The sequence below is a fragment of the Treponema sp. OMZ 855 genome, from assembly GCF_024181145.1.
Taxonomy (GTDB): domain Bacteria; phylum Spirochaetota; class Spirochaetia; order Treponematales; family Treponemataceae; genus Treponema.
The window spans coordinates 524,696-536,632 of the sequence record NZ_CP051194.1 but is presented as its reverse complement, the minus strand read 5'-3'; the positions used below and the strand labels follow the sequence as shown (position 1 = coordinate 536,632).

At 44.1% G+C, this 11,937-nt stretch carries 13 protein-coding genes; 8 read left to right on the top strand and 5 right to left on the bottom strand.

Features of this window, described 5'->3' with window-relative positions:
- Positions 1-53: 53 nt before the first annotated feature.
- From E4N65_RS02565 to pyrB, 4 genes are read right to left on the bottom strand one after another with little or no spacing between them, the layout of a single operon-like run.
- A complete protein-coding gene (locus tag E4N65_RS02565) occupies positions 54-1,028 on the bottom strand; it encodes a dihydroorotate dehydrogenase (protein WP_253673938.1) in 975 nt (324 codons plus the stop codon).
- 15 nt (positions 1,029-1,043) lie between these two features.
- Positions 1,044-1,883 carry a dihydroorotate dehydrogenase electron transfer subunit gene (locus tag E4N65_RS02560; protein WP_253673937.1) on the bottom strand — a complete coding sequence of 280 codons (840 nt, stop codon included), beginning with the start codon at positions 1,881-1,883 and terminating at the stop codon, positions 1,044-1,046.
- A 12-nt stretch (positions 1,884-1,895) separates the two neighbouring features.
- Positions 1,896-2,354 (bottom strand): aspartate carbamoyltransferase regulatory subunit, encoded by a 459-nt coding sequence (locus tag E4N65_RS02555; RefSeq protein WP_253673936.1) that lies wholly within the window; start codon positions 2,352-2,354, stop codon positions 1,896-1,898.
- A gap of 36 nt (positions 2,355-2,390) precedes the next feature.
- Entirely contained in the window at positions 2,391-3,311 is a 921-nt protein-coding gene (pyrB, locus tag E4N65_RS02550; protein ID WP_253673935.1) for an aspartate carbamoyltransferase, read from the bottom strand.
- 329 nt (positions 3,312-3,640) lie between these two features.
- On the opposite strand from pyrB, the gene E4N65_RS02545 reads away from it, so the two are divergent.
- From E4N65_RS02545 to E4N65_RS02535, 3 genes are read left to right on the top strand one after another with little or no spacing between them, the layout of a single operon-like run.
- Positions 3,641-4,555, top strand: a complete 915-nt coding sequence (locus E4N65_RS02545) for a mechanosensitive ion channel family protein (protein WP_253673934.1) — start codon at positions 3,641-3,643, stop codon at positions 4,553-4,555.
- Between the two features lie 33 nt (positions 4,556-4,588).
- Complete coding sequence (locus E4N65_RS02540) at positions 4,589-4,951, top strand: nitrous oxide-stimulated promoter family protein (RefSeq protein ID WP_253673933.1); 363 nt, start codon at positions 4,589-4,591, stop codon at positions 4,949-4,951.
- Positions 4,952-5,446: a methyltransferase family protein gene (locus E4N65_RS02535; protein ID WP_253673931.1), complete on the top strand. Its 495-nt coding sequence runs from the start codon at positions 4,952-4,954 to the stop codon at positions 5,444-5,446.
- Positions 5,447-5,561: 115 nt separating this feature from the next.
- Here E4N65_RS02535 and E4N65_RS02530 read toward each other — a convergent pair whose 3' ends face one another.
- Positions 5,562-6,869: a right-handed parallel beta-helix repeat-containing protein gene (locus E4N65_RS02530; protein WP_253673929.1), complete on the bottom strand. Its 1,308-nt coding sequence runs from the start codon at positions 6,867-6,869 to the stop codon at positions 5,562-5,564.
- A 377-nt stretch (positions 6,870-7,246) separates the two neighbouring features.
- On the opposite strand from E4N65_RS02530, the gene E4N65_RS02525 reads away from it, so the two are divergent.
- The 5 genes from E4N65_RS02525 (at position 7,247) to E4N65_RS02505 (ending at position 11,931) form a co-directional block, all read left to right on the top strand.
- The gene (locus E4N65_RS02525) at positions 7,247-9,286 is read left to right on the top strand and encodes an ABC transporter ATP-binding protein (protein WP_253673927.1); all 2,040 of its coding nucleotides are present in this window, start codon (positions 7,247-7,249) and stop codon (positions 9,284-9,286) included.
- Positions 9,287-9,664: 378 nt separating this feature from the next.
- Positions 9,665-10,492: an EFR1 family ferrodoxin gene (locus tag E4N65_RS02520; protein WP_371921822.1), complete on the top strand. Its 828-nt coding sequence runs from the start codon at positions 9,665-9,667 to the stop codon at positions 10,490-10,492.
- A 130-nt stretch (positions 10,493-10,622) separates the two neighbouring features.
- Positions 10,623-11,234 carry a class I SAM-dependent methyltransferase gene (locus E4N65_RS02515; RefSeq protein ID WP_253673923.1) on the top strand — a complete coding sequence of 204 codons (612 nt, stop codon included), beginning with the start codon at positions 10,623-10,625 and terminating at the stop codon, positions 11,232-11,234.
- A gap of 105 nt (positions 11,235-11,339) precedes the next feature.
- A complete protein-coding gene (locus E4N65_RS02510; RefSeq protein ID WP_253673921.1) occupies positions 11,340-11,534 on the top strand; it encodes a type II toxin-antitoxin system VapB family antitoxin in 195 nt (64 codons plus the stop codon).
- 1 nt (position 11,535) lies between these two features.
- Positions 11,536-11,931: a PIN domain-containing protein gene (locus tag E4N65_RS02505; protein ID WP_253673919.1), complete on the top strand. Its 396-nt coding sequence runs from the start codon at positions 11,536-11,538 to the stop codon at positions 11,929-11,931.
- Positions 11,932-11,937 lie beyond the last annotated feature (6 nt).

Below are 11,937 nucleotides of genomic sequence, written 5' to 3'. Positions count from 1 at the left end.
CGGGATGAGGGTATCTCAAAGCTGTTTGCTTTCGAGACTCCCCTACTCTCCTCTTATTGAACGGTATTGCGAACAGTACTGCGATGTTTGAGTTTGCTGCGGTATGCAGCGCCTCCGTCGGGATGGCTGCGGCCGACCAAATCCGTAACGGCAGTTTGATGCCTTTCACAATACCGTTCAAGACCGTCAAGTATTTCTACCGCAGCGCAAGGATTGTTAAAAAGACCGCAGCCGACCGCAACTGCCGAAGCGCCTGCAAGTATAAATTCGATTGCGTCTTCCGCAGTCCGTATACCGCCCATCCCGACGATTGGCAGCGACGTAACCTGCGACACCTGATAGACCATCCTGACCGCGATGGGTTTTACCGCCGGGCCGGACAGTCCACCGAAAATATTACCGAGCAGCGGCTTTTGCGTATTGATGTCGATTGCCATACCGGAAACCGTGTTAATCAGCGACAAGGCATCCGCGCCTTGAGCCTCCGCGATGCGGGCAAAAACCGTAATGTCGGTAACGTTCGGCGACAGCTTCACGATGAGCGGTTTCCGGCTTGCCGCCCGTACCAGCGAGACTACCCGCTCCGTTTGCGCCGGATCGGTACCGAAAGCCATCCCCCCGTGCTTTACATTCGGGCAGGAAATATTGAGTTCTACGGCCGCAACTTCCGCGATGCCGTTCAGCCGTGCGGCAAGTTCCGCATATTCTTCTGCAGTTTTGCCGTTAATATTAATAATCAGCGGAATGTGCAGCTGCGGAAGGATTTCCGGTAATACCCGCTGCACAAACTCATCATAGCCGACATTTTCCAAACCGACGCAGTTGAGCATACCGGACGGCGTTTCTGCAATCCGCACTCCTGCATTACCATCCCGCGGCTCAAGCGTTAACCCTTTCAGTACCGCCGCACCGAGGATATTCGGATCAAAGAAATCCGCATAGTCGGTACCGTAGCCGAAGCAGCCGCTCGCCGTCATCAACGGGTTCGCTAAATGTAAACCTAAAAAATCCAATGTAAGTTTGCTCATATCATTCTCTCATTTTTACGGCAATTCGTGCGGGAATAAAAGCGAATCAAAAACAGGGCCGTCGGCGCATACTTTCTTCACCCCCGCAGCCGTTTGAATGGAACATCCCATACAGGCGCGCACACCGCACGCCATCCGGCGTTCAAGGGAAAGCTGACAGGGTAACTGCGCCGACTGCGAAAACGCACGTATTTTATTCAGCATCGCAGTGGGGCCGCAGGAATAGATCATCGCGATGTCCGCAGAGGAAGCCCCGCTGCCGCGGCATTTTTCAATATACGCTGAAAGCACATCCGGTACAAACCCGTGAATACCGAGGCTGCCGTCATCGGTACAAAGGATGAGTTCAATATCCGCAGGCAGGGCAAAAAAATCGATAAGTTCTTGAATATGCCGGTCGCGTCCTCCTGCAAAAAAAATAATGCGCGCTTCCGGCTGTCTGCTCCGAATAGCCCGTATCAGTTCAGGCAGCGGTGCAAGCCCTATACCGCCTCCCGCGATAATATGACAGGAGCCGGCGGAAGGAATCATAAAGCCGTTCCCCAAGGGGCCTTGAATAGCAAGGCTTTCACCGGCACGGTATTGTGTTAATTCTTGTGTGCCGGCGCCTATGGGGCGGTATACAAAGCTCAAGGTACCCTGCTTCTCATCAAATGAATGAAGACTGATGGGGCGGGGTAAAATATGGGATTTATCGTGCAAACTGATCATGTAAAACTGTCCCGCACGGGGAAGCTCGGAGTCTTCCAGCCTCCGCGGCAATCGGACAGTGAGACAGTAACAATCGGCTCCCGCATATTCATGGGAAACAATTTCGGTTTTTTCAAAATGCTTTTTTCCGCACCGGTGTTCCATACCGCTTCTCCGCTAATTTAAATTAAGCTTAATGTCGGCGATCGGAATAACCCGTTCACAGTAAAAACACTTGTAGCAGTCCTGCCCATGAGAATGTACTTTTATAAACCGAGACGGTACCGCTTCATTATTTGAAATACATTTAAAATTTTCGCAGTGCATAAACGCTTCAATTTCATCAGGCAGTTCGAGTGGTATTTTCTGTACAACCTTACTGTCTTTAATGATATTGACCGTCGCATGGGGCGCCAACAGCGAAATTTTTTCCAGCTCAGATTTGGTCAATGTTTTATCGGCAATCTTAATCAGACCTTTTTTACTGTGCGCCTTGCTATGCAAATTAAAACCGACGGTTACCATATCGGTATACTCTTTTAATTTCAGCATTTTGACGATCGCAAAGGTACGCTCCGGCGGTATATGGTCAATCACTATTCCGTTTTCTAATGCAGTTATCTGTAATTCCATCATTCAACTCCTTCTGACTTTAATACACTTCATTCTCTACTACCGTTCTAGGGAGAGCATCATCATTGCTTGTCTAATCGGGATGCCGTTCCGCGCTTGTTCAAAATAACGCGCATATTTTGTCGTGTCCAAATCCACATCGATTTCATTCACACGCGGCAGCGGATGCATGATAATCATATCGTCTTTGCACTTCCCTTCTATGTTGCCTCTATTGATGATATAAATGCCTTTCACCTTTTCGTATTCTTCCGGATCGGGGAAGCGTTCGCGCTGAATGCGGGTCATATAAAATACATCGAGTTTATCCAAGCAGCCGGTAAAGTTTTCTTCTATATAGTAAGTAACTCCTGCATCATTCAAATCGTCAAGAAGATATTGCGGCATGGCGAGGTTTGACGGAGAAACAAAGTAGATAACCGGATGAAAATGCTTGAGGGCTTTAACCAACGAATGAACGGTACGGCCGTATTTTAAATCGCCGGTAAAAGCAATGTGGAGATTTTCCAAAGTGCCTTTTTCTTTCATAATGGTATACAAATCGAGCAGCGTTTGACTTGGGTGCTGGTTTGAACCGTCGCCGCCGTTTAACACCGGCTTATGAGAAACGGAAGCCGCAAGACGCGCCGCTCCGTCCAGCGGATGACGAATCACAATGATGTCGGAATAGGATTCCACCATGCGTATGGTGTCCGAAAAGGATTCTCCTTTTTTAACGGATGAATGTTCCGTATCGAAATAGAGGATATTTGCACCGAGCCGCATTGCAGCCGACTCAAATGATAGTTTGGTTCGCGTGCTCGGTTCATAAAACATGGTTGCAACAATCTTGCCGTGCATCAGCGAAAGTTTTTCCTCATCGGACATTTTTTCTATTGCTTCCGCCTTTTTCAAAATGAGCAGAATTTCTTCTGCGGTAAAATCATTCATTGAAATGATATCCTTCTTCCCGTTTATCATAGAACCTCCTCAAGCAAAAAAAAAGGATACTGTCTTCATTTAGAAAACAGTATCCTTATCGGTTACGGTAATAATGCTTACCGGCAGTTGAAAGGGTAAACCCCTGCGGATTATACCCCCGAATGGTACACAAGGATTATACTGGTGTTGCCGTAAGCGCTTTATCATCATTGCCTCTTTTAATTTAAATCGTGGGTTTATAACATAAAAAAGAAGGATATGTCAAGTATTGCTAATTTGTGTGATTTTAGTCAGATATGTTTTAAGCTGCTGCGCGCTGATGTACCCATGCCTTTATTGTTTTTTATAACTATGGTAAAATCCCTGCCATGAACAGCATAAGCACTTCTATCAAAAATTTCACCGGCTTTTTTACTACAGAAACAAATGAAATACTCACTGCAAAAATATGGAGTATTATACAATTTGTTTTTATTCTTTCTGTTATCTCTCTCTTTTTTAAAATACTGAATTCTATCGTAAAAAAAATCACGGTAAAAAAATGTTCATTGCAAATACAGCATATAATTGATAAAGGTATCAGATACGCAGGTTTTGCCGTTATGGTGCTGACGGTTTTTCATCGGTTGGGGATAGACATCAGGGCCATCCTTGGTGCTGCGGGAATTGCCGGTGTCGCAATAGGCTTTGCAGCTCAAACTTCAATATCGAATATTATTTCCGGATTATTTGTTATAACCGAACGAGCATTTAGAATAAACGACGTCATTGAAGTTGAAGGAACTATCGGCACGGTGCAATCGATTAATTTATTGTCGGTTATCCTAAAAACATTTGACAGTCAATACGTCAGAATTCCAAATGAGACGATAATAAAAGCAAACCTGATAAATTATTCTCAGTTTCCGTATAGACGGGTTAAGACGGAATTGGGTGTCGCTTACGGTACTGATTTAAGAAAGCTGGAGCAAATACTTTTATCCGTTGCAAAAAATAATGCATTTATTATTGATGATCCTGCGCCATCAATTCTTTGGACAAGTTTTTCAACTTCAAGTATTGATTTGACTCTTATGGCATGGACAAAAATCGAAGACTTTGTAAATTTACGTAATTCACTGTTTGTCGAAATAGATGAAAGGCTTAAGCAAGAAAATATTGAGATACCTTTCCAACAGCTCGACATTCATATAAAAGGGAACCAAACGATAACAGTACCCGAATGTGAGCAATCGAATTCCCAAAGGCAGAGCATCGAAGTCGTAAACGCTTCGTGCGAATAAATTGTTCCGATTACGCAACAATGAGGTACCGATATGCATAAGATGACGGTAGAAGATGAAGTGCGCTTAGTTGATTCGATGATCGATCTCTATGCAACGGCGCATCGGTATGATTCTTCAAAGTCTGATATGGAAGTTATTGAGGCAGCGGTACCGGACATAGAGTCATTAAAGGCATATACACATAAACAAATTGAACAATGCCGATACCGTGGCAAGCATGAAAAACCGTTTTGTAACGTTTGTCCGGTACATTGCTACAAGCCGGAGATGCGTCGGCAAATCCGCGCAGTTATGCGTTACAGCGGCCCGCGTATGTTATTCCGACATCCGATTTTGAGCTTACAACATCTGATCGGCACTATTCGTAGTAAAAAGGAGACAAAGGATACTTAAATGAAAACAACTGAACAAGAACATCTCCCTGTAATGGGTATCGGTCCTGTATGTATTGCAATTATGATTGCCTTCACTGCCGCAGGTATTACCGTGGTAAAATTCGATCTACTGACAAACGGAAACGTACGTAGTGCAATCATTACAATCGTTTTTGTCATTGCCGGGATATTGTGTATTGGCGGCGGCATCGCATTGTGGTGCGCTGCAGTATTCGGTTCCCGTATCGATATTAAGATAAAATCAAATCAGCTTGCAACGGATGGTGTTTACGCCCTCGTGCGTAACCCGATTTATTCCGCTTTTTTATTTATCTGCACCGGTGCGTTATTAGTCTGCCGAAATTGGTATATATTGATATTACCGCTGCTCTTTTGGGTATACCTTACCGTGTTTATGAAATTGACGGAAGAGCAATGGCTTACCGAACGTTTCGGCGATGAATACGCAGCGTATTGCAAACGGGTTAACCGCTTTATTCCGTGGAAGAAATAGTAACTATTCACCCGTCGGTTGTCGGCGGACATACGGTTATTCCGAATAGTGCAACAAGCAATTGAATTATCAATTACTTGTTGCACATTGAGCCGAATTACCAATTAAAGTGAACTTACTTAATCGCCTGTGCACCGAAACCTTTGACTGCGCCGAACAGTTTTACCGCATCATCTTGCGGATATTTGTTTGCAAACATCGACACATCGGTTTGAACTTTCATCGTCTGGTTTATTCCCATAGCGCGTCTGAACTCGTTAGCGGCGGAATTCGGGTCATAGTCGGTTTTTTCTTTATAGGTTGCGTTTAAGAAACCTGCCAAATATGCTTGGTTTAAAACTTTTTTAAGCGGAGCTACGTCTTTCAGCTCTTCGTTGCCTTCGGCGCTGTTAAAGCGTTCAACGTCTTCAAAGTCTTTTACCCATACATATTCGAAGGTACCTAAGCCCGGCAGGGTTGCATCCGCTTGTTTATTCATAAAGAACCGGTTGTTGTCTACAAGTACCTTTCGTCCGTTTTCCATGGAAGCAGGGCTGTCGATACGGCAGCGATCGATTGCGGAAAGCGCAGAAAGCCCGATAATATTATGGTGTACGTTTACTTCAACCTTTGTCATAACGCGGAATCCGTATCCCATATCCTCAAAAGAATGAGTGCGCGGCCACGTAAACAAAACCGTATTATATGCGAACTCGAGCGTTATGGCGGTCGGTTTATTTTCCTTTCCCCAAATTTCGCAAGCAGACATCGCATTCGATGTAAAGACATTGTTTAAAATTTTTACATCACCGGTACCGCCGAACTGGATAGCAAAATTGGAAGCATTATTGAATACACAGTTTTGAATAAGCACATCACATTTCATAATACTGCCGCCGAATATTGCCTTTTCTGTTGTAATGGATTTTTCACCGCCATTAACGCCTTCACCCGGCGGCAGGATGAGCATACCGGTTTCTACACCGGCAGGTTTGCCTTTTGTCGGATGGTAACCGTTGGAAGCTCCTTTATCGAAGATGATACCGTCAATAACAAGTTTTTTACCCTGCCCGTCTTTAATATCAAACTCCATAGCCTTATTTGCACGGCCTGTACCGTTTGAAGAGGCAGGCGGCATAACGAGCGTACGGTATTTTAAAACATCCCGCTTGGAAAAATCTTTTGAATAGCCGCCGTAGATCTCGACCGCTTTTTGGATCATGATAAAACCCTTATCCCGAACGCCATAGTAATTACCTTCGGCAACATAGATTTTATCCCCGGCCGCTACTTTCTCAGCAGCCTTTTCAATGTTCTTAAACGGTGCATCTTTCGTACCTGCGTTTCCGTTCTTACCCGTTTCTTTTGAAACGTAATAATCTGCTGCAGTACCCTGCATTAAGACACAGCACACCAGTAAACAAGTTATGAGTGTTTTCTTCATCGTCTAACCTCCTTTCAGTTGCGCCCCTATTGTTTAAAAGTGTAACATGGGGTGAAAACAAGGTCAAGGAATATAAGCAATAGGTCAAACAATGCCCTCCTATTAACTGTGTTTTAATAGGATAACATCGCAAATACGTCTGAAAGGAACCTCTAAAAAACTGATTTGCAATCCGCACTAGCGGAGTCGATAGGCTTGCTATTTTTAGAAGCTTCCTATAGCGTAATCTCATTCGTATACAGGTTTTACCCTTTGCACTCTGTGCCGGTGTCACCAATTGTTAGACATCATTGACAATCTGTTTCTGTTTGGATATATTTTTTCATATCAAACAACTGACGATGTCGTCGATTATTTGATATGGAGGACTATTCTCTATGAATGATACAAAAAAGCCGCAGGAGAAAAGCGCTGCAAAGGAGCGGCAATCCCCGGCAAATGCTACAGAGGAAAATCCGGCACAGGAGAGTGCTGCACCGCAGCAGCAGGAACGAAATCCGGCGAAGCAGCAAGCCGTTAAGCGGCTGTTAAGCTATGCGGGCAACAGCAAAGGGCTTTTGCCACTGTCGCTGGTGCTTTCCGCTTTAAGCGCACTCGTCAGTTTTGTGCCGTACATTATGGTGTTCTTTGTAATGCGCGATGTGATTTCCGCAGTTGCGGCAAAAGAAGCGGTGAATGCAGCAGCTCTTACACGCTACGGGCTGTGGGCGGTCGGTGCTGCTGCGGCGGGCTTTGTGCTGTATTACGCAGCGCTCATGCTTTCGCACGCGACGGCATTTACCATTCAACAAAACCTTTCGATACGAATGGCGGAAGCGCTGGCGGACCTACCCATCGGCTGGCATATTACGCATGTCAGCGGCAAGGTGCGCAAGGTGTTTGAAAAAAATGTTAATCAGCTTGAAACGCTCATTGCTCATAATATGCCCGACACCGCACAGAACATGGTCTCTCCTTTTGCAATACTTGCGCTTACATTGGTATTCGACTGGCGGCTCGGGCTGATTTCCCTTTTACCGCTTGTGCTTGCGTTTGTTCTGCAAGCTGTGTTAATGCGGATTAGTACAAACTCCGGTTTTATGCAAAAGTATGAAGATGCACTTGAGCAGATGAACAACGCGGGTACCGAATATGTACGCGGTATTTCGGTTATCAAAACTTTTAATCAGTCTGTTTACTATTTCAAAAACTTTTACACCTCGATTATGAACTATAAAGAGTTCGTTCTCCAATATTCGATGTCGTGGGAAAACGGCTATTCGATTTTTTTATCGCTTATTAAACTAGGCTTTGTATTCTTGCTGCCTACCGCTTTACTGATGGCTGGGACGGCAACGCTTGATCCGCACTTTTTTTACAGCTTTGTATTTTACCTCGCCTTTGCACCGGTTACCTACACGATGCTGATGAAAGTTATGTATGCAAATACGTTTTATCAGCGTTCAAACGATGCACTCAACCGTATCGAAGATATTTTGCAAGCGCCGCTGACCAAGGAACCGGAAACATCCATACTGCCTAAAAAATATGATATTGCATTTAACAACGTGATATTTTCATATAAGACGGAGACAGCACCGGAAGCAGCGAAAACGACAAAGACCGCCGCAGCGCACAATAATAGCGAGGGAGAAGCTGCGGCATCCGAAGCAGCAGAAAAAGACTGTACCACGGCTACAGAAACAGGAACTACTGACAGTACCAGCCTGCAAACCCAGAGCCGCACTGCGGTAAACGGTATCAGTTTGCACATCCCCGAACATTCGCTCACCGCACTGGTCGGTCCTTCAGGCGGCGGCAAAACCACACTGGTCAATTTGCTCGGCCGTTTTTGGGAAATCGATTCCGGAAGTATCAGTATCGGCGATGTTGACATCCGCGATATAAAAACAAGCGACCTGCTGCACACTGTCGGTTTTGTGTTCCAAGAGAATAAGCTTTTTAAGGAAAGCATTTTAGAAAATATCCGCTACGGCAAAAAAGATGCAAGCCGCGAAGAGGTAATGGAAGCACTCCGCAAAGCCGAGTGTATGGATATTATCGAAAAACTCCCCGCCGGTATCGACACAGTGTACGGCACCAAGGGCACATACGTCTCAGGAGGAGAAGCCCAGCGGTTTGCTATCGCCCGCGCCCTGTTGCAGGATGCCCCCATCATCGTGCTTGATGAAGCAACCGCCTTTGCCGATGCCGAAAACGAATACAAAATCAAAAAGACCTTCGACGTACTGCTCAAAGACAAAACCGTCATCATGATTGCACACCGCCTTTCCTCAGTCGTAAACGCAGATAAAATCTGTGTTATAGACGAAGGCAAAATCGCAGAAGAAGGAACACATAAGGAACTGCTTGCACGGAAGGGCTTGTACGCAAGTATGTGGGACAATTTCCAAAAAGGTATCGAATGGAAAGTGTAAAAATCGGACATCCTGAGTCCAATTTTTAACTCGAGTTTGCTCCGCAAACTCGGGTACGTATGGCGTTTCCGGCGTCCATGCCGGAACGGATAAAAGGCTTATTTTCGGGAGAGAGTACGGGCAGGATACCCGTGCAGGGAAAAGTACGGCGAGTTTTCGGCAGAAAACTCGGGATAAAAAGCATACACGGATGTATGCTTTTTATCGGGTTCTTAAGGAATTGCAAGCAAGGCGTAGCAATTCTGAGCCCTTAAGCATTATTTTGAAGATGGAAGAGGAATGAAACAACGGAAAATGGTTCAAAAGCCTCTGGCGCAAAAAGCGCACATTCCCTGCAATGACTGAAAGTTTTATGCCGATGTGTTATAATCGCCTGCAATGAATATGTCTGCGGATAAAATTAAACTTGCTACCGTTTACTTTTCACCTACGGGAACAACGAAAAAAGTCATTGATTATATTGTTAAAGGAATTGACGGGGACATAATATGTTCTACGGATTTGACTAAACGGGACAATAGAGAAAAAACACAAGATGTAAGTTTTGCAGATGCGGATTTGATAATCGTGGGCGCTCCGACATACGGAGGCTTTTTATATAAGGAATTCAGAAACTGCATAAAGCATTCGGATTTTCAAGGAAAATGTATAATTGCAATCACTCTATACGGTAATGCATCACCGATGTTTGCTACCGGAGAAATGATATCTATAATACAAAAGGGTAACGGAAAGCTGCTCGGGTACGGTGAATTTGTCGGGGAGCATTCATATTCCGGTAAAGATATTCCGGTTGCGAAAGGCAGACCCGATAATGATGATTTACAAAAAGCGGTACTATTCGGAAAGACTGTAAAAAACAGATTATTACATACGGAGACACGACATCTTTATAATAGGGCACCTGTGTTTGATAAAATTATAAGTTTTATCGCAGATAATAAACCGATACATACCGGGAAAAGAATATTTACTGTTCCGTATACGAATAACGAAAAATGTATTCACTGTTCCGAATGTGTAAAAGTATGTCCTAAAAGTTGTATACGTGCGGATATGACAACCGATAAAAATGAATGTATTGTGTGCATGGCATGTGTTAAAATATGCCCGACGGAGGCAAGAGAAGCTTATCCTAAAAATATACTAGTCAAATTAGGTTTACATATTATAAATAAAAGAAAGCATAAATCCCGGTTTTTCTGATCGGAGAGCGGTCGCGACCGTTATTGTCATCGAACTCGATTATCAAAAACAGCGACTACGTGATCGATATTGAAAAGGCCTGCTCTAGCGCAAATTCCCTATAATTATGTAAAGTTCTTCAGGAGTAACTATGAGTTTAGGAGATAATTTTAGAAAACCTGCAGGCTTTATCGGTAAGCTGATTGTCGCGGGAATGAATTCAGGACATACGCGCATGGCGGAATGGGGCTTTTCGCATTTGGATGGAAAAATTTTAGGTAGCGGTCTTGATATCGGATGCGGCGGAGGTGCAAATGTCAAACGATTGCTTGAGCGCGGCTGCGAAGAGGTAACCGGCATTGATTATTCCGATGTCTGTGTTGCGCAATCGACGAAATGCAATAAGGCGTATATCGAACGGGGAACCTGCCGTATACTGCAAGCAAGCGTTTCTTCCATGCCGTTTGAAAACGATTCATTCGATATTGCGACGGCATTCGAAACGGTTTATTTTTGGCCGGAAATAGAAACAGCGTTTAAAGAAGTGTTCCGCGTACTCAAAAAAGGAGCGCACTTTTTTATCTGCAACGAAGTAGACGGGCTTCATAAAGGCGATGAAAAATGGACGAAAAGAATCAGCGGTATGAAAATCTATACCGCTGAACAGTTGAGTGCACTGCTGACTTCGGCAGGTTTTACCGGTATACAAACCGACTCGCTTTTTGCAAAAAGGTATCTGTGTGTAACGGCGCGGAAAGGGTAAATAATTGATAATGGATAATTTCTGAAAAGGCTCCGGAAGCGCATATATAAATTCTTGATCATGCATATAATTCAATGCTATAATATGCTCGTATGGAGGATTTTTATGAGAACGACGCTTGATCTGTCCGCTCCTTTGCTCGAAGAGGCAATGGCGTTGACAAAAACTCGGACAAAAACAGAGGTTATCACACGTGCGCTTGAAAATTTGATCCAAAAAGAGAAAGTGCAGCAGCTGAAAAACTATTACGGAAAAATTGATTTGGATATCGATTTAGATGCGCTGAGAAAAAGGACATAAGATGGTACTGGTGGATACCTCCGTTTGGATAGAATATTTTAAGGGAACCGGACGGGCAGCTGTGCTTAATGAGCTGATCAATAACAACGCGCTTTGTATCAATAACCTTGTGCTAGCAGAACTGATTCCTTCAATTAATCTGAAAAAAGAATCTAAATTGAAGCGGCTCCTGCTTACGGTTAATCAAATAGATATCGAAATAGACTGGGACGAGATTATCGATATGCAAACTAAAAATCTATTAAACGGTATAAATAAAGTCGGTATTCCCGATTTGATAATCGCTCAAAATGCGATTAATAATGATCTTTTTTTGTTTTCATTTGATAAACATTTCAGCCTGATGAGTGATTTGTTTGGGCTTAAAATGTTTACGGACAGGAAGAACTCAACATAATTGGTA